The 18,827-nt window shown below is 20.2% G+C and carries 15 protein-coding genes; 7 read left to right on the top strand and 8 right to left on the bottom strand.

Annotated features, from left to right (window positions below):
• Positions 1 to 566 precede the first annotated feature (566 nt).
• Positions 567 to 1,772 (bottom strand): hypothetical protein, encoded by a 1,206-nt coding sequence (locus tag KTO59_RS02215; RefSeq protein ID WP_284928405.1) that lies wholly within the window; start codon positions 1,770 to 1,772, stop codon positions 567 to 569.
• 1,279 nt (positions 1,773 to 3,051) lie between these two features.
• Between KTO59_RS02215 and ychF the strand changes: the two genes are divergently transcribed.
• Genes ychF through holA form a run of 5 tightly spaced genes read left to right on the top strand, consistent with a single transcriptional unit; the run spans position 3,052 to position 9,752 of the window.
• Positions 3,052 to 4,155, top strand: coding sequence for a redox-regulated ATPase YchF (ychF, locus tag KTO59_RS02220; protein ID WP_225696221.1), 1,104 nt, complete (start codon positions 3,052 to 3,054; stop codon positions 4,153 to 4,155).
• A gap of 56 nt (positions 4,156 to 4,211) precedes the next feature.
• A complete protein-coding gene (gene ileS / locus KTO59_RS02225) occupies positions 4,212 to 6,968 on the top strand; it encodes an isoleucine--tRNA ligase (protein WP_284928406.1) in 2,757 nt (918 codons plus the stop codon).
• A gap of 32 nt (positions 6,969 to 7,000) precedes the next feature.
• The gene (locus tag KTO59_RS02230; protein WP_284928407.1) at positions 7,001 to 7,783 is read left to right on the top strand and encodes a YitT family protein; all 783 of its coding nucleotides are present in this window, start codon (positions 7,001 to 7,003) and stop codon (positions 7,781 to 7,783) included.
• A gap of 39 nt (positions 7,784 to 7,822) precedes the next feature.
• On the top strand, positions 7,823 to 8,731 hold the full coding sequence (locus tag KTO59_RS02235; RefSeq protein WP_284928408.1) for a tyrosine recombinase: 909 nt from the start codon (positions 7,823 to 7,825) through the stop codon (positions 8,729 to 8,731).
• A gap of 43 nt (positions 8,732 to 8,774) precedes the next feature.
• Positions 8,775 to 9,752: a DNA polymerase III subunit delta gene (gene holA / locus KTO59_RS02240; protein WP_284928409.1), complete on the top strand. Its 978-nt coding sequence runs from the start codon at positions 8,775 to 8,777 to the stop codon at positions 9,750 to 9,752.
• Here the strand turns inward: holA and KTO59_RS02245 are convergent.
• From KTO59_RS02245 to rpsF, 7 genes are all read right to left on the bottom strand, one after another.
• Positions 9,749 to 10,300 (bottom strand): L-threonylcarbamoyladenylate synthase, encoded by a 552-nt coding sequence (locus KTO59_RS02245; RefSeq protein ID WP_284928410.1) that lies wholly within the window; start codon positions 10,298 to 10,300, stop codon positions 9,749 to 9,751. The genes holA and KTO59_RS02245 overlap by 4 nt on opposite strands.
• A gap of 2 nt (positions 10,301 to 10,302) precedes the next feature.
• Complete coding sequence (locus KTO59_RS02250; protein ID WP_225696227.1) at positions 10,303 to 11,364, bottom strand: PCRF domain-containing protein; 1,062 nt, start codon at positions 11,362 to 11,364, stop codon at positions 10,303 to 10,305.
• A gap of 48 nt (positions 11,365 to 11,412) precedes the next feature.
• Positions 11,413 to 12,759 (bottom strand): replicative DNA helicase, encoded by a 1,347-nt coding sequence (dnaB, locus tag KTO59_RS02255; RefSeq protein ID WP_284928411.1) that lies wholly within the window; start codon positions 12,757 to 12,759, stop codon positions 11,413 to 11,415.
• Positions 12,760 to 12,784: 25 nt separating this feature from the next.
• The gene (gene rplI / locus KTO59_RS02260; RefSeq protein WP_225696229.1) at positions 12,785 to 15,298 is read right to left on the bottom strand and encodes a 50S ribosomal protein L9; all 2,514 of its coding nucleotides are present in this window, start codon (positions 15,296 to 15,298) and stop codon (positions 12,785 to 12,787) included.
• A 232-nt stretch (positions 15,299 to 15,530) separates the two neighbouring features.
• The gene (gene rpsR, locus KTO59_RS02265; protein ID WP_225696230.1) at positions 15,531 to 15,770 is read right to left on the bottom strand and encodes a 30S ribosomal protein S18; all 240 of its coding nucleotides are present in this window, start codon (positions 15,768 to 15,770) and stop codon (positions 15,531 to 15,533) included.
• Between the two features lie 62 nt (positions 15,771 to 15,832).
• A complete protein-coding gene (locus tag KTO59_RS02270; RefSeq protein WP_284928413.1) occupies positions 15,833 to 16,249 on the bottom strand; it encodes a single-stranded DNA-binding protein in 417 nt (138 codons plus the stop codon).
• Positions 16,249 to 16,539 carry a 30S ribosomal protein S6 gene (gene rpsF / locus KTO59_RS02275; RefSeq protein ID WP_225696232.1) on the bottom strand — a complete coding sequence of 97 codons (291 nt, stop codon included), beginning with the start codon at positions 16,537 to 16,539 and terminating at the stop codon, positions 16,249 to 16,251. Before rpsF ends, KTO59_RS02270 begins: the two co-directional genes overlap by 1 nt.
• Positions 16,540 to 17,259: 720 nt before the next feature.
• On the opposite strand from rpsF, the gene KTO59_RS02280 reads away from it, so the two are divergent.
• Both KTO59_RS02280 and KTO59_RS02285 read left to right on the top strand, forming a co-directional pair.
• Positions 17,260 to 18,123 (top strand): YitT family protein, encoded by an 864-nt coding sequence (locus tag KTO59_RS02280; protein WP_284928415.1) that lies wholly within the window; start codon positions 17,260 to 17,262, stop codon positions 18,121 to 18,123.
• Between the two features lie 39 nt (positions 18,124 to 18,162).
• Positions 18,163 to 18,827 (top strand): TrmH family RNA methyltransferase (locus tag KTO59_RS02285; RefSeq protein WP_284928416.1); only part of this gene is annotated, 665 nt, incomplete at its 3' end.

Genomic DNA, 18,827 nt, shown 5'->3' on the forward strand with positions numbered 1-18,827 from the left:
TTTTTTAAGTTTTTAATTTAGAACCAAATAAATTTTTGTTTAACACTTTATTATATTCAGTTTTAGTTTCTTAAATAAGTTTGTCATTATTCGCAATAATATCTAAACCTTGATTGTTTAATATGTCTTTTTGTTTTATTAGTTTATATCGCATAATTCGTTTTTTTAAAATTTCTTCATCTATGTCATCAATTTCTATTTGAGAAACGTGTGTTTTTGTTTTATATTCTTACATTTCGTCGTCTAATCCGATTATAGTTTTTGCTAATTCATCCACTTCTTTCGATAATCCAAATTCCAGTTTCTTTTGTTCTTCTGTTATTATTTCTTCCTTTATTTTTTTAGTGTTGTCACGTAATGTTATTCATATATTAAAATTTTTATATTGCAATAATATAAATTTTTTTAAATAAATGTTTATAGTTTATTATTGGAAAAAATAATTATAAACCAGTTCATAAAAAATTTATTTTTTAAATAAGAAAATAAAAAAATGATTTGGTTCTTCTTTTTTTTATAATATTTTTTAAAAAAAATAAAAAAGACCTTAAAAAGTCTTTTTTTATTTAAAAATTTTTATCTAGAAATTTTTTGTTATTGCCAAACACAAAACCAATAGATGCAATTATAATAAGTATTATTATCATCCATAACCATTTATTTTTTAAAAAAGACGTATTTTCTTTATTTGATTCTGTAACGGTTTCGGAAGTTTTATTTATGTTATCATTTATATTTTCTTTTTTTTCAACAGTAAAAGTAACTTCTACTTCTCCTGTGTAATCATTATTATTATATTTAACTATAGCTTTATTTTCTTTTGGATCATTATCTATTTGTAAAAAATTTGATTCTTTCAAACTATTATTCAAGTTTTTTACTTGAGCTATAACTTCATCTTTAGTAGGTTGTTGACCTGTTGTTTTTATTGTGCCTAATTCTCTATGTGTTAAAATATCGGATAATTTTTTATCTTTTTTTTCAACAGTAAAAGTAACTTCTACTTCTCCTGTGTAATCATTATTATTATATTTAACTATAGCTTTATTTTCTTTTGGATTATTATCTATTTTTAAAAAATTTGATTCTTTCAAACTATTATTCAATTTTTTTACTTGAGCTATAACTTCATCTTTAGTAGGTTGTTGACCTGTTGTTTTTATTGTGCCTAATTCTCTATGTGTTAAAATATCGGATAATTTTTTATCTTTTTTTTCAACAGTAAAAGTAACTTCTACTTCTCCTGTGTAATCATTATTATTATATTTAACTATAGCTTTATTTTCTTTTGGATCATTATCTATTTTTAAAAAATTTGATTCTTTCAAACTATTATTCAAGTTTTTTACTTGAGCTATAACTTCATCTTTAGTAGGTTGTTGACCTGTTGTTTTTATTGTTCCTAATTCTCTATGTGTTAAAATATCGGATAATTTTTTATCTTTTTTTTCAACAGTAAAAGTAACTTCTACTTCTCCTGTGTAATCATTATTATTATATTTAACTATAGCTTTATTTTCTTTTGGATCATTATCTATTTTTAAAAAATTTGATTCTTTCAAACTATTATTCAAGTTTTTTACTTGAGCTATAACTTCATCTTTAGTAGGTTGTTGACCTGTTGTTTTTATTGTTCCTAATTCTCTATGTGTTAAAATATCGGATAATTTTTTATCTGCAAAAATTAATGAGTTATTAGAAATTAATAAAATAATTGGAATAAATAAAAAGAATAAACGTTTTAAATTTATTTTATTTTCAATTTTTTGCATTTGTGTTATATTTTAAACCTTTCATTAAAATGTATTTTGAAATAATATATTAAATAAAATTTTTATTATTTTAAATATTTTAAAGAAAAAAATTTTTATAATCAAATGAAAAATGAAAAAATAATATAATTTATGTCTATTTTATTAATTATAATTATTTTTTATAAATAATAATTTAAATTATATTTTTTTAATTATTATTGTTTTTATATAATAAATTAAAATTTGTATTTATAAATTTATTATTTTATTTATTTTATCTTTTTTTTCGAAAAAGCAATTCCTCTTTATTATCTTTTTTTAACAACCGATTAATTATTTTTAATACAAAATATTTGTTTTTAAAATTTTTTCCGAATTAATTATTCTTCGATAATAATATCTTGATTCAACATTTTGAATTCAATATTTTATTATTAATATTTTTATGTCTTCATTACTATATAGATGAATGCAATTTTTAATTTCTTTAATAACACTATCGATGAATTAAAAGTTTTTTTATTATAAATTTTTATTATAAAAATAATAAATTTTTTTAGTAAATAATTGATTTATAGCAAATCGTTCATATTCATATTTATAAATTTCATTATGAAAATTAAAATTTATTATAATTACAACTCTTATTATATTTTTTAAATAAAATGAATTTTTTATCTAATAAAGTTTATTTTATTTAAATAATATATTAAAAAACAAAATAATGATGAAGAACCAAAATTAAAAAAACCTAATAAAAAATATTTATTTTTAACTACCATATTCATTTTTAGCCTTTTTTATATTTATTTTTAATATATTTAAAATATAAATTAATAATAAATGAAACTAAAAATAAAATAAAAAAATAATTTGAATAATTTTTAAGAAATAATATTTAAAATATTTATCTGAATCATTATAATAGTAAATTAAATATATTATAATGCATAAATTAAATTAAATTTAACAAATTTTAAAAAATTTGATTAATTTTAAATATTTTTAATAAATTTTACAAATATAAATTTATTAAAAATATTTTTTATAAAGATGGATATTAAATTAAATTTAAAAAAATATTATAAATATAATTAAAAAAATATTTTTTAAAGTAAAATATGTATATATATTACATATTTTAAATAATATAAATTATTTTAGAAACTAGTTCAAAAAAATATTAAAATATCGTAAAAAATAAATTATTTATGTTTATTATTTTTTAAAAAAATAATAAACAAATTAACAAAATAAAAAATATATTTAGAAATTAAAAAGGTTAATAATTAAAATTATGAAAGTTGGAATAGTAGGTTTACCCAATGTAGGGAAATCAACTTTATTTAACGCTATAACAAATATGAAAGTTTTAGAAGCTAATTATCCTTTTGCTACTATTCAACCTAATGTCGGTGTTGTAGCTGTTCAAGATGAACGTCTTGATTTTTTAGCTAATTTTTCACAATCTCAAAAAATTATAACAACTCAAATTCAATTTATAGATATTGCAGGTTTAGTTAAAAACGCCTCTAAAGGAGAAGGTTTAGGAAATCAGTTTTTAACACATATTAGAGATGTGGATGCTATTTGTCATGTAGTTAAATGTTTTGAAGATCCAAATATTATTCATGTTAATGATAAAGTAGATCCTATTGAAGACAGTTCTATTATCGAAACAGAATTAATTCTTTCTGATTTAGAACAAATCACAAAACGTTTATCTAAAATTAATAAACAAAAAAAATCTTCTTTAAATAAAGAAGTTTTAGAGGAAGAAGAAATATTAAATAAATTAAAATCCTATTTAGAAAAAGATATTAATATTTCTCAAATTAGTTGGAATAAAGAAGAATTAAAAATAATTAAAAATTTTAATTTATTATCTTCAAAACCTATGATTTATATTGGTAATTTTCAAGAAAAAGATTTATCAGATTTAACAAATAATTTTTTTTATAAACAAATGTATACACATAGTCGAACAAAAGGAAGAGAATTTATACCTGTTTGTATTTTGTTAGAAAAAGAATTATCTCTTTTAAATAAAGAAGAACAAAAAAATTTTTTATCTATGTATAATTTAAAAAATAGTGCTTTACAAGAAATTATTCAAAAAAGTTATAAACTTTTAGGTTTAAACACTTACTTTACTTCAGGAAAAAAAGAAACAAAAGCATGGCCTTTTGTCAAAGGGATGACTGCTCCAGAATGTGGTGGTATAATTCATAGTGATTTTCAAAGAGGTTTTATTAAAGCGGAAGTTTGTAATTATCTAGATTTAGTTAACGCTCCTAATTTTATCAAAGTTAAAGAAAACGGTAAATTAAGATTAGAAGGTAAAAATTATTTAGTTCAAGATGGAGATATTATTACTTTTTATTTTAATGTTTCTAAATAAAAAAATAATAAAATATCTATAAATTTTTATACAATTTTAAATTAAAGGAGAGTATTATGATAAATAAAGATTATAAAGAAACTTTGTTAATGCCTATAACAAATTTTCCTATGAAAGGTAATTTAAGTCAAAAAGAAATTGATATACAAAATAAATGGAAAAATATTAAATTATATGATAAAGTTTTAGAAAAAAATAAAAATAATCTTTCTTTTTTTCTTCATGATGGCCCTCCTTATGCTAATGGGGATATTCATATCGGACACGCTTTAAATAAAATTTTAAAAGATTTTATTGTACGTTTTAAAACAATGCAAGGTTTTTATGCTCCTTATGTTCCAGGATGGGATTGTCACGGTCTTCCTATTGAAACAGTTATATTAAAAAAATATTCTAAAGATAAGTTATCTTCTAAAAAAGATTTTTTAAATAAATGTCAAGACATAGCTCTAGATTTTGTAAACAAACAGAAAAAAAGTTTCCAAAGATTAGGTATTTTAGGTCAATGGGAAAAACCTTATTTAACTTTAAATAATTCTTTTATAGCTGACCAAATAAATATTTTTGGTAAAATGATTGCTAAAAAATTAATTTTTAAAAAATTAAAACCTATTTATTGGTCTCCTTTTTTACAATCTGTTTTGGCCGAATCAGAAATAGAATACAAAAATCATCAAACACTTTCTATTTTTGTTCTTTTTCCACTTGTAAAATTAAATATAAAAGAAGATATTTTTCAAGATGCTAAATTATTAGTTTGGACAACAACTCCTTGGACTTTACCAGCCAATGTAGCTATTTGTGTACATCCTAATAAAGATTATCACTTAATAAAAATTAATAATGATAAATATATTATAGGTGCTTCGGTTTTAAATAATTTAAAAGAAAAATTTGATTGGCAACAAATAGAAATAATAAAAACTTTTAAAGGTGGTTTTTTAAATCATTTTGTATATGAAAATAAACTTTTCAATAAACAAAATAAAATTATTTTAGATACTTTTGTTTCGGATACAGAAGGTACAGGTTTAGTTCATATAGCTCCAGGACATGGTCATGATGATTTTTTATTAAGTGAAAAATATAAATTAGATATTTTATTAAGTATTGATAAAAAAGGTTTAATGACTGAAATTTCAGGAAAATATAAAGGTCTGTTTTATGAAAAAGCTAATAATATTATTGTTTCAGATTTAAAAAAAAATAATCTTTTAATTAATTCGACAATATTAAATCATTCTTATCCTCATGACGAAAGAACAAAAAAACCAGTTGTGTTTTTAGCTATTCCTCAGTGGTTTTTAAATGTTGAAAAAATTAAAGAACAATTATTATCTGAAATTCAAAAAATTAAATGGATTCCTCAATGGGGCCAAATTAAAATACATAACATGATTAAAGATAGAAATGATTGGGTGATAAGTCGTCAAAGAAATTGGGGTGTTCCAATTCCTATTTTTTATACAGAAGATGAACAACCTATTTTAGATGAATTTTTAATTAAACATGTTTCTGATTTAATAAGAAAAAATGGTAAAGAAATTTGGTTTGAATGGGAAGCTTCAAAATTATTACCTCCTAATTATAAAAACGAAAAAAGCCCTAATAATATTTTCCGTAAAGAAACAGACATTATAGATGTTTGGTTTGATTCAGGAACTTCTTATAGTACTTTTCAAAAACAAAATAATGATTTCATAACTGCTGATGTTTATTTAGAAGGCGCAGATCAATATCGTGGTTGGTTTAATTCTTCTTTAATTACTTCTGTAGCTGCTTTCCAAAAAGCACCTTATAAAACAATTATTACACATGGTTTTGTTTTAGATGGAAAAGGGCAAAAAATGAGTAAATCATTAAATAATGTAGTTGATCCTTTACAAATTATAAAACAAAAAGGAGCCGATATTTTAAGATTATGGGTAGCTAATATTAGTTATAATGTAGATGTTAGATTAGATGATGCTATCTTAAAACAAATAGAAGAAAAATATAAAAAAATCAGAAACACTTTTCGTTTTATGTTAGGCAATTTAAATAACTTCGATCCTTCTAAAGAATGTTATATTTCTTTCGAAAAAAGACCTTTATTTCATCAATTATTTATGTTAGAATTTCAAGATATTTTTCTTAAAATAATAGAATATTACGAAAATTATAATTTTGATCAAATTTTAAGTTTATTATATCCGTTTATTTCAAATAAAATGAGTGCTTTTTATCTAGATTTTAGTAAAGATATTTTATATATCGAAAAAGAAAATAATTGGGAAAGAAATGTAATTCAATCTACTATATACGATCTTTTAATGTCTTTTTTAAAAATTTTAACTCCTATTATTCCACATACTACTTCGGAAATATATCAAAATTTATCTTTTGTTCAAAAAGAAGATATTTATTTAGAATCGATTCCTCAAAAAAAAGAATTAAAAGAATGGATATCTCTTTATTCCCAAAAGATAAATATAGAACAAAAACAAACTCATTATAAATTATTTTTTACTTTTAGAGAACAAATTTTAAAACAATTAGAAGAATCAAGAATAAATAAAATTATTAATAAATCTTTACAAGCTAAATTAATTTTAAAATTACCATTCAAGTATATTGAAATGCTGAATGTTTTAGAAATTAAAGATAAATTGCATCAATTATTAATCGTATCACAATTAGAAATAATAAAATCCGAATTTTTCGAAATTAAAATTATACCAGCATTAGGAAATACTTGTCCTAGATGTTGGAATGTTATAGAAAATAAAAATTTAGAACAATTATGTAATCGTTGTTTAAATTTTTTTAAATAATAAAATAATTAGAATATGGAAAATATAAAATTATGTTGAAAAAAAATCAAAATATTCCAAAAATGAATATAAATCATGATGATAAATTTTTAACAAAATATAATATCACAATAGTTCTTATTTCGTTATGCTTAATGTTTTTATATACTTTTATTGATGTTATTTTGATGAGCGGTGATTATGATATTAAGTTGTATACTACAGGTATTCATGGAATAGGAGATGCTATTGCCAAAATTTTAAAAAATGTTTTTCAAATTCAAAGCGAATCTTTTAATGGATTGTTCGCGGCTTGTTTTTATGCTGTTGTAAATTTATTTTTATTTGTTTTTATTTCTTTCCCTAAATTAGATTTGAAATTTAGTTTAAATTCTTTAATTAATATTATTGGTTTTTTTGTTTTTTTATCTATATTAACTTATTTAATAAATGATTCTAAAGGAATGTTCAATTCTTGGAGTTATTGTTTTGGTTGGATACCAAAAGATTGTGGCATATGGAAATCTTTATTAAGGGTTACAATTGTATCTATTTTTTCATCATTTGCCCTTGGTATGTGTATCAATATTGGTAGTTCCACGGGTGGAATAGATATTATTGCTAAATATTTATTTATTTATAAAAATAAAACTATATCCACATCAATTAATGTATTGAACTTTTTTATAGCTGTTGTTTCTATTATTTTTTTATCTATTTGGGAAGGAAAACTGCATGTAGGTTCTTTATTATTAACCTTTATTAAATTAGCTATAAACTCACTTGTTATATATATTACATTGAATAAAATAAATTTAAAATTTATTAGAAAATAATACAATTTTCGATATTAAAGAAAGTTTATAATTATAATAATGAAAAATTTGTTGTTAGAATTTAAATTATATATCAAACATGAATTATTATTGTCTGCGAACACTATTGAAGCTTACGTCAATGATATAAATCAATATTTAAATTTCATGATAATAAATTTAAATATTAAAGATCCTAATCAAATAACTCAAAAAAATATTTCTCTTTTTTTAGAAAATATTGTTAATTTTTATAATATAAGCAGTAAAAGTTTAGCTCGAAAAATTATTGTTATTAAAAAATTTCATTATTTTTTATTTTTAGAAAAAAAAATAAAATATAATGTAACTCTTATTTTAAAAATTCCTAAAATAGAAAAAAAATTACCTTTAGTTTTATCTTTAAAAGAAGTTTTTTGGTTTTTAAAATGTATTTCTGATAAAAATAGCTTGATTTCTTTAAGAAATCAAGCTATTTTTGAATTAATGTATGGTTCGGGTTTAAGGATATCAGAAATTTTAAATTTAACTTTGTCTAATTTATATTTAGAAGAATCTTATATTATTATTATAGGAAAAGGAAACAAAGAAAGAATAGTTCCTATTACGAAATATTCTTCTAAAAAATTAAAAAAATATTTACAAAAAGGACGTTCTTCTTTTTTAAAAAATAAAACAAGTTTATTTGTTTTTTTAAATCAAAAAGGAGAACGTTTATCAAGGCAAGGATGTTATAAAATTTTTAAAAAAATAGCTAAAAAGGCTAATTTAAGAAACGAATGTTCCCCTCATACATTAAGACATTCTTTTGCTACTCATTTATTAGAAAATGGAATAGATTTAAGAACTTTACAAAATATTTTAGGACATGAAGATATTTCGACTACTCAAATTTATACTCATATTAGTCAAAAATATTTAAAAAAAACATATTTTAAATATCATCCTAGAGCTATGGATAATTTTTAAATAAATATTAATATTAAAAAAATTTATTATTAAGAGGTTTCTTGTGCAAATTGATTCTTTAAATTTATTTATTTATGAACAAAAATTTTTTTTAGAGAAAACTAAAAATAATTTAAAGAGTTTATGCTATGAAAAAAATTATAATTTTTTATTTTATTCCATTCAAAAAGATAATTATACCGAAATGGCTAAAAATATTGCTAAAGAATTGTATACTAGTTGTTTTCTTTATAATAAAAAAGTACTTTTTATCGAAAATATTTCTTTTTTATTTTCGCAAAAAAATATAAATTTAAATTTTTTATTAAATTTCTTTAAAGAACCAATACAAAATATTATTCTTTATTTAGTTGAAGAAAAAGATAATAATTTTCCACCAGATATACAAGAAAAAATAAATAATTATTTTGTTATTGAAAAACAAAATAAATTATCATATCAAAATTTGATTAATCATACTCAAAAACTTTTTGAAGAAGATGGATTTGTTGTAAATTCTCAAATTATTTCTTTTTTAATTAAAAACACTCAAAATAATTTATTATTATTAAAAGAAGAAATACAAAAAATTAAATTATATTATTTATCATGTTCAAATAAAAATATTGAAAATATAGAAATAATTAAACAATTAGTTGCTTCTAAAGACAATAGTATATTTTTATTTATCAATTCAATTATAAATAATTCAAAAACGAAAGATAATTCTGATTTATTAAACAATTTGATAAATCAAAAATATAATTCTATGTTTATTATTTATCAAATTTTACAAAAATTACAAGAAATGATTTTAATTCAACATTTGATAAATGAAAAAAAAAAAGAGGATGAAATATCAACTCTTTTACAATATTCTTTACCAAAAATTTTTAATTTAATTAAAGAAATTAAATTATTACCTATGGATAAAATAGAAAATTTATTTTTAATTCTGTTTAGAATGTATTACAAAGTTAAACAAGGATTTATGGATCCTGAAAGCGCTTTAAAATATCTTTTGATAAAACAAAATATTTAATCTATAATTTTATTTATCATTAATAAAGAAATAGAACCTTCTCTTACCAAAAACCATTTAGGAGAAGTGGTATCTATAACAGTAGAACTTATATTTGATAATATTTTGTTATTAGGATAAATATAATCAACTTTATTTTGATATTGTTTTTTAATCTCTAAATAATTATTTAAAGGTGGTTCTCCACTTTTATTAACAGAAGTCACTTTTAAAGGTCCTTTTTTATTTAAAATTTGTAAAGCTAGAGAATGATTTGGTATTCTAATTCCTATTCTTTTTTCTTTTGTTTTATCATAATATTTTTGTGTTGTTGGGACAATAATAGTTAATGGTCCAGGCCAAAAAGAAATAGCTAATTTTTCAACTTTATTATCTATTATCGCTATTTCTTTTATTTGTTCTAAAGAAGAAAACAAGACACTTATTGGTTTATTGTTATCTCTTTTTTTAATATTATAAATTTTTTTTAAACTTTCCTGATCATATATGGAGCAACCTAATCCATAAACAGTATCTGTAGGAAAAATAATTATTTTAGATTTTAACATATTTATATTTTTTCTTCGATAATTTTTTTTTCTAATTCGTTATTTAAAGGTTCAATAACTAAATCTATTTTTCCTTCCATAAAAAAATCTAATTTTTGTAAAGTCAAATTTATACGATGATCAGTAATTCTATTTTGAGCATAATTATAAGTTCTTATTTTAGCACTACGATCGCCCTTACCAATTAAATTTTTTTTAATATTATTTTGTTGTTGTTGTTGCTGCGATATTAACTTATTATAAATTTTATTTTTTAATAGTTGAAAGGCTTTGTCTTTATTTTGATATTGACTTTTAAATATTTGACAGGCCACACTATCACCAGTAGGTAAATAAGTCAAACGAACAGCTGATTTAGTTGTATTTACTGATTGTCCGCCTGGACCACTTGAATTAAATGTATCTACTCTAATATCATTCCAATTTAAATCTATTTTTTTTTCTTCTTCATTGAGAGATACTAAAATTTTAATCGTAGATGTATGAATTCTTCCACGTTTTTCTGTTTCAGGAACTCTTTGAACTCTATGTATTCCTGATTCATTTTTAAAAAAAGAATAAACATTATCTCCGTAAATAATCATTTCAACAGAAGAAATACCATTTTTAGCACTATTTACTAAATTAAGGACATCTATTCTCCATTTTTTACTTTCAGCATATTTAACATAAGCACGGAATAAATCAGCCACAAACAGATTTGATTCATTTCCTCCAGCTGCTGCTTTAATTTCGATAATAGCACTTTTGTTATTATCTTTTTTTTTAAATAATAATATTTTTTTTAATTGATTTAATTTTTCTATTATTTTAATTTCTAAATTTTTTTGTTCTTCTTTAAATAAAACAATAAATTCATTTTCTTCTTTTTTTATATTATTTTTAGAAATTAATTTTGTAATTTCATTTTTTTCTTTTTCTAAAATAAGATATTCATCATAAATAGAAACAATTTTATTTAATTCATTTATTTCTTTTAAAATTTCTATATTATTTACAGATTTCAACATTTTTTTTTGTAACAGCAAATATTTTTCTTTTATTATTTTAAGTTTTGCTAGCATTTTATTATACTCCTGTGTTAAACGAAAATGAATCAATATTTATGAATTTTATTCTATTTCAAAAAAAGAAAGACAATTTAAATTAAAATTAAATTTTTTAGTTCCTGTCGCCCCTTGTCTATTTTTAGCGATAATTAATTCTGTATAACCTAAATTTGATAATTCGTTTTTTACATCTTTATTATAATAATTAGGACGATATAAAAACATAACGATATCAGCATCTTGTTCAATACTTCCAGAATCTCTTAAATCAGATAAAATAGGTCTTTTGTCTTCTCTTTTCTCAACTTCACGCGATAATTGTGATAAAGCCAAAACAGGAATTTTCAATTCACGAGCCATTTGTTTTAAACTTTTAGAAATATCAGCAATTTCTTCTTGACGATTATAAAAAGATTTAAAGTTGTTTTTATTAACTTTTCCGATTAATTGTAAATAATCAATAATAACAAAATCTAATTTGTTTTGATTTTTTAATTTACGACATTGAGCTCTAATATCTAAAACATTAGCACTTGAAGAATCATCGAAATAAATATTTAAATTTTGTAATTTTTCAGAACTTGCTTTTAATAAACCAACTTCTTGTTCATTTAATATTCCTAATTGAATTTTTTTATGAAAAATTTGACTTTCAGAACTTAATATTCTTGTTCCTAATTGTTCATTAGACATTTCTAAACTAAAGATAGCAATCGAAGCTTTATTATTTTTTTTAGCTATATTAAGAGCTAAATTAGACATAAAAGTACTTTTTCCCATCGAAGGTCTGGCAGCTAAAATAATAAGTTCTTCTGGTTTCAAACCTAAAGTAACATCGTCTAAATTACTATAACCAGTACTTAAACCAATAAGTTTATTTTCTCTTTTGTTATAAATAGTTCTATGTTCAATTTCTTTTAATAATGTTTTAATTTGAAGAAGATTGTTAGTTTTTTTCTTTTTGGAAATTTGAAAAAATTTTTCTTCAGTAATATTTAAATAATTAGAAAAATCAATATCATGATTACTAATACCTTCATTATAAATGGCCGAAGCAGTAGTAATTATTTCTCTTTTTAAAGCGGCATCACGAACAAAATCGATATAACTATCTAAATGATAAATAGAAGGAATACTATCAGTTAATTGTAATAAATATTTTTGTCCCCCTGCCAAAGTTTGTTTTTGATTTTTAAGAATACTAAAAACAGATAAATAATCGATATCTTTGTTTTCTTTAGATAAAGTTTTCATAGCTTCAAAAATATATTGATGTTCAATGTTGAAAAAATCTTCTGTGTCTAATTTGTCCATTGTAGTTAAAATTTTTTTAGGATCTAACAAAATAATTCCTAAAATAGATTGCTCTGCATCTAGATAAAAAGGTAACTTTATATTTTGATCATTCATATTTTTTTCTTTTAATAAAAAGTAATTATTTTTTTTCTATATCCTGAATATTTATAATAAAAGAAGCTACAATGTCTGGAGTTAAAAAAACATTAGCTTTATATTTACCAAGTGAATTAATTTCACTTTCTAAAAAAATTTGTTTTTTGTTAATTAATATACTATATTTTTTATTAAATTCTTCTATAATTTGATTTAAAGTTATTTTACCATACATTTTTCCTTGAGGACCTATTTTAACTATTATATCAATTTTTTTATCATCAATATCTTTTTTTACTTGTTGCATTAATAATTTATATTTTTTATTTTGTTCTTCTTCCAAAATTTTTTCTTGTTTTATTTTTTTGATATTTTTATCATCAGCTAAAATTGCTTTTTGTTCTTTAATTAAAAAATTACCATAACCAGAATTTATCTGAATAATATCATTTTTTTTGCCTTTATTTTTAATATCTTCTAATAAAATAATTTTCATATTTTTTAAACTTTCTTTATATTCTAAAAATAATATATTTTTTAATTGAAGAATAATTTCATCTATATTATCACTTTCGATTTGCGTGGCGGCACTATTAATATGCCCACCGCCTCCTATTTGTTCCATAATTATATGAACATTTATTTCACCATAAGAACGAGCACTTATTCCTATTTTATTATCTTTTAATTTGGAAATTGTAAAAGCAGCGTCAATTTTTTGAATATTTAAAACATTTTCAGATATTTTAGCTAAAAAAGAACGATCGTTACAAATTTTGTTATTTTTTACAATTGCAAATCTATCCATATAAATTTCCATTTTAGAAATTAATTCATTCATTTCTAAAATTTGATTTAATTCTTCTCTTAACCAAAATTTAACTTTAGAACTATCGGCTCCTAAATAAATTAATTGCGCAGCCGCTTCTAAAGTTCTTGAATTAGTACGGGAAGTAAAATAATTAGTATCTATTACCATTCCACCATACATTAAACTAGCTTCAAAAGGGGTAATGTTAATATTATATTTGAAAAAATTAATAAGTTCTATCAAAATTTCTACAGTAGAAGAAGCTGTAGAATTAACATATGAAAATTTATTATTAATGATGTCTTCGGTTGCTCTATGATGATCAAAAATAATTACATTGGAAGTTAAATTTAATAATTCAGGACTGTTAACAATATCAAGGTTTTGAGTATCTACAATAACCAAAAGAGAATTCTCATCTATCATTTTCATCGCTTGTTCTGTTGTGATAATTATATTGGTTAAACTTTTTTCTTCTTTATGTAAATCTTGATAAATAAATTTAAAATTAGAATCTGTTTTGGGTTCATCGATAATTAAATAATGTTCATAATTTTTATTAATAGCTAAAGCAATTTTATAAAAAATTATCATTGAACCTAAAGAATCTAAATCAGGATGCATATGCCCCATAATAAAACAACTTTTATGTTTTAAAATAAAATCTTCGATTATTTCAGAATTAATACGAGCTGATATTTTAGAATCAGTTCCTAAAGATGTAGTAGTCGCGCCAAAATATTGAAGTTTTTGATTCTCTATATTAACAACTACTTGATCTCCTCCTCTTTTTTGAGCTAATTCTAAAGCATTCTGAGCATAATTAGAAAGATGATTATAAGGTAAATTATAACAAGCAACACCCATAGACAAAGTAATTTTTAATTTATATTTATTAGATATATTACGAATTGTTTTTAAAATAGAAAATTTATCAGCGATTATTTTTTCTAATTGATGATAATTTAATAAAATTAAAAATTTATCGTCTGTTAATTGTTTTAAATAACTTTCATAAATTTCAAAAAAATCTGATAAAGAACTTAAATATTCTACTTTAATTTGAGATTGTTCTGAAAGATCTAATTTTTTAAAAGAATTATCTAAATTATCAAAAGATAAAAAAATAAGAGTAGGAGTTTTTTGATTATAAAGTTTTTGAATTTTTTCTCTTTCAGTAACATTGAAAAGATAAAATACATTAAATTCTTTTTTATATATGCAATCAAAATCTTCTTCTCCTATATGTAAAACAATCTTATTATGAGAAGAATTTAATAAATCTGCCATAGAAGAATTAACATCTTTTAAAAAAGTATTTAAAACAGGATTTTTTAAAATATTACTAGCATAATTATTAATCCATTGAATTTTATGAAAAATATTATCTATTAAAATAATCCCGATAGGTAATTCATTAAAAACTTCTTCTCCTACTTGATTAACATAATAAGATAAATTAGCCCATAAATTTAAACGATTTTTTAATCTTTTAATTTCAATTAAATGATGAACATTGAAATAAATACAAATAACAACAAAAAGAATTATTATTTTACCTACAACGCTTATAAATAAGAGTACAAAAGTTGATTTTATTTCTTTAAAAGTATCATTTGGTTTTTCTAAAATTGATTTAATATTTTCACTATCATATATGATAGTACATATAAAAAAAAGAATTAAAAAAATTATTAATATATTTTTTTTATATTTAAAAAATATTTCTCGAATTTTTTTATACATAATTGTTATAAAAACTCGTTTCTTATATTGATTTTTAGATTTTATGATTTAATTTTTAAAAAAAACGAATCAAATATTATTTTGAAAAATTTTAATTTTTTTATATTGTTTTTTATATTTGTTATTAAATAAAAAAGAAAACAAGCTATTGATATTAAAAAAATATAAAAGCTTGTTTTTTTATAGCTATATTTAAACTATTTTGATAATTTTAGTTAATTGATAATTTTAGTTAAATGTTTTTTTCATTTTGTTTTTTGATAGCCATATGACGAGATATTTTTATAGCTTTAGCTAAACGTTTTTGCCATTTAACTGAAGTTCCTGTAATTATACTTGGTAAAATTTTTCCTCTATTAGTCATAAATTTACTTAATAATTCAATATCTTTAAAATCAATTTTAGTAAATTTATTTTCAGTAAAAAAACAAACTTTACGACGTTTTTTAAAATATTTTTTGATTCTTTGCATTTCCTTATTTATATCCCTTCTTTATATATATTTTTTTAATACATATGTTTTATAATTTAAATTTAAAAAGGTAAATCCTCATCATCATCAGATAATCTAGTGTCTTGGTTTTCATTATTTTTTTGATTATAATTATCTTCTTTTTGAAAATTAGAATTATTTTTTTTAGGTTCTAAAAATTGAATTGAATCACACCTTACTTCTGTAAAATATTGTTTTTGATTATTATTTTCAGAAACATTAATTCTTATACTACCTTCAACACCTAACATAGAACCTTTGGTAATATATTTAGCTAAATTTTCTGCTTGTTTATTCCAAACTGTGCAACTAATAAAATCAGCTTCTCTTTCGCCTGATTTATTATTAAAATTTCTATTTACTGCTAAAACAAATCTCACTAAAGGAACATCACCATTAATGAAACGTAATTCAGGATCTTTAGTAATTCTTCCCACTAAAATCACTTTATTTATCATTATTTGTTTTCTACTTTTAATATAATATAACGAATAATTTCTTCTGTATTGATATTCATAAATCGGTTAAATTCTTTAACCATATCATTATTAGCTTGTACTAATAAACTATTATAAAAACCTTGATGAAATTTTTTAATAGGATAGTCTAATTCTTTTAATTCTGCTTTTTGATATTCCAAAATTTGACCTTCTTTTTCAAAAATACTATTAATATTTTTATTAACAGTATCAATTTGTTTTTCATTCAAAACAGGACTCAAAATATACATTATTTCATATTTTCTCATTTTTTAAAATACTCCTTATGGCCTTTTGTTCTTATTTATATTAAATAAGAAAAGGAAATTGTTTATTATATTCAATAATTTCAAATTAAAATAAAATTTAATTTTATTAATAATAAAAATTTAGACTTTATATTTACTAATTTTCATAATTAATTCATTTATTCAGATTATTTGATTTTTAATTTAACAAATAATAAAATAAAAATTAAATTTTATTAATAATAATAAATTATTATATATATTGTATATTTTAACAAAATTTAAATAAATTATATTAAATAATATAAAAATTATTTAATATAATTTTGAAATTAGATTTTATGGGTGTTGTTATTCATGTTTCAATGAACTTTTTTGGTATAATATTAACTGTAAATACTATAAATTTAATTTATTTTTTTTGATTGTATATTCGTTTAATTCTATCATAAAATTAAAATTTTTTTTAAATAATTAATTTTTTTAAATATTTTTAATATTTTAAAAAGATAAGTTGTTTAAAAAGAATTTTATTATAAAAAAACTGTTATTTTTTTAGAAAAATTGTTAATAAATTTGAAACGAAACAATTTTAATATTATAAAAAATTTATTATCATACATCTTAAAAAATTAATATAAAATGTTCTTTTTATTATTATAATGTGTAATTCGAAATCTATATTAAATATTTTTTTGTCATATAGAATTTATAAATAAAAGAAAGTTGAGGAATAATAATATGAAAAAAGATAAGACTAAACATAATAAAAAAACTCAATTGGTATTTTTTTTATTTATAATTTTATCATTTATTATGTGGATTTTAGGTTTTTTAACATCAGATTTATTAAATTTAAATAATATTTGGTTTTTACAACAAATAGAAATTCTTATCGGAATGTTATTATTAATCTCAGTAATTTATTTTTTTGTTTTACCTGAAAAATTTATTATAGGGGGATTAGAAAGTAATCTAATTTTTTTAGATCAAATATTTTTTTTTGATAAAAAAAATCAAAAACAAAAATATTTTTTTAGCCAAAATAATAAGATTATTATTATAAGAAGTTTAATTTTATTATTCGCTGTTTTTAATGCATTGAAAGAAATGCCGAATGCTACAAAGATTTTAATTTCATCTGTAATATTTAGTGTTTTATTTTCTTTTATACTAAAACTATTTAATCATTATAATATTAAGCAAAATCTTATTCTTAGAAAATTTCCTGAATTTATTCAAAAAAATATATATTTGAGATTATTTGTATCTTCTATAATAACTAGTTTAACTTTGGGTATAACTTGTGGTGCTATTTTCAAAAATCATTATAGTACAGCTGGAACTGAAGTTATTTTTATGTATGTTGCTCATCTTTATAAATGGCCTTTATCAATAATATTATTTATTATAGATGGTTCAGCTATTTTATTATCTTTTATAATGAATTTATCGAGATCAATAAAGAAAAATAATAAAAAAAATATTAATAATAAAAAAAATTCTAGTAATACCAAAAATGTTGTTATTAAATATTTTTTCTCTATCTTGATTTTTATAATAACTATATCTATTATCGCTTTTAGAACGAGCAAAAAAATTTAAATTTAAAAAAATTATTTTTTAAAGTTAAGAGAGAAAATAATGATTTCATCTAAAGAAAATATTAAATTTAAAAAATTAAAAAAACTTTCTTTGAAAAAATATCGTGATTTTTTCAAGGAATTTTTAGTTTTTGGCGAACATTTAGTTCAAGAAGCTTTGGTTAAAAAAGCTGTTGTAGAAATTTACACAATTGATTCAAATCGACAAGGGATTTTAATTTCAGAAAAATTAATGAAAGAATTAAATAATAATAAAATTCTTTATTCTGTTTGTGCTCTTTGTAAAATAAATAATAAACCTTTAAAAAGTAATCAAATATTAGTTATGGATGATATTCAAGACCCAGGAAACGTAGGAACTTTATTAAGAAGCGCTTGCGCATTCGGTTTTAAACATATTTTTAGTAGTGAAAAAACAGTAGATTTTTATAATGAAAAAACTATAAGATCTAGTCAAGGCGCAATATTTCATTTATTTTTAGAAAGAGGAAATATATTAAAATTTTTAGAATTAGCCAAAAATGATGATTATACTATTTTTAGCACTTCTGTAAATAAAAAAAATATAAATTTAGATGATAAGTCTTTTTTTAAACAAAAAAATAAAAAAATTTTAATATTAGGTAATGAAGGGGCAGGAATTTCTTCTTCAATTCAAGAAAAATCTGAATATTTTATTCATATTGATATTAATGACATCGAAAG

This window comes from Candidatus Phytoplasma sp. AldY-WA1 (genome assembly GCF_020312115.2).
Taxonomy (GTDB): Bacteria; Bacillota_I; Bacilli_A; order Acholeplasmatales; family Acholeplasmataceae; genus Phytoplasma; species Phytoplasma vitis.

Excerpts from the sequence above, each read along its gene's own strand:
- KTO59_RS02215 (WP_284928405.1), bottom strand. The coding sequence starts at position 1,772 with ATGCAAAAAATTGAAAATAAAATAAATTTAAAACGTTTATTCTTTTTA.
- ychF (WP_225696221.1), top strand. The coding sequence starts at position 3,052 with ATGAAAGTTGGAATAGTAGGTTTACCCAATGTAGGGAAATCAACTTTA.
- ileS (WP_284928406.1), top strand. The coding sequence starts at position 4,212 with ATGATAAATAAAGATTATAAAGAAACTTTGTTAATGCCTATAACAAAT.
- KTO59_RS02230 (WP_284928407.1), top strand. The coding sequence starts at position 7,001 with ATGTTGAAAAAAAATCAAAATATTCCAAAAATGAATATAAATCATGAT.
- KTO59_RS02235 (WP_284928408.1), top strand. The coding sequence starts at position 7,823 with ATGAAAAATTTGTTGTTAGAATTTAAATTATATATCAAACATGAATTA.
- KTO59_RS02245 (WP_284928410.1), bottom strand. The coding sequence starts at position 10,300 with ATGTTAAAATCTAAAATAATTATTTTTCCTACAGATACTGTTTATGGA.
- KTO59_RS02250 (WP_225696227.1), bottom strand. The coding sequence starts at position 11,364 with ATGCTAGCAAAACTTAAAATAATAAAAGAAAAATATTTGCTGTTACAA.
- dnaB (WP_284928411.1), bottom strand. The coding sequence starts at position 12,759 with ATGAATGATCAAAATATAAAGTTACCTTTTTATCTAGATGCAGAGCAA.
- rplI (WP_225696229.1), bottom strand. The coding sequence starts at position 15,298 with ATGTATAAAAAAATTCGAGAAATATTTTTTAAATATAAAAAAAATATA.
- rpsR (WP_225696230.1), bottom strand. The coding sequence starts at position 15,770 with ATGCAAAGAATCAAAAAATATTTTAAAAAACGTCGTAAAGTTTGTTTT.
- KTO59_RS02270 (WP_284928413.1), bottom strand. The coding sequence starts at position 16,249 with ATGATAAATAAAGTGATTTTAGTGGGAAGAATTACTAAAGATCCTGAA.
- rpsF (WP_225696232.1), bottom strand. The coding sequence starts at position 16,539 with ATGAGAAAATATGAAATAATGTATATTTTGAGTCCTGTTTTGAATGAA.
- KTO59_RS02280 (WP_284928415.1), top strand. The coding sequence starts at position 17,260 with ATGAAAAAAGATAAGACTAAACATAATAAAAAAACTCAATTGGTATTT.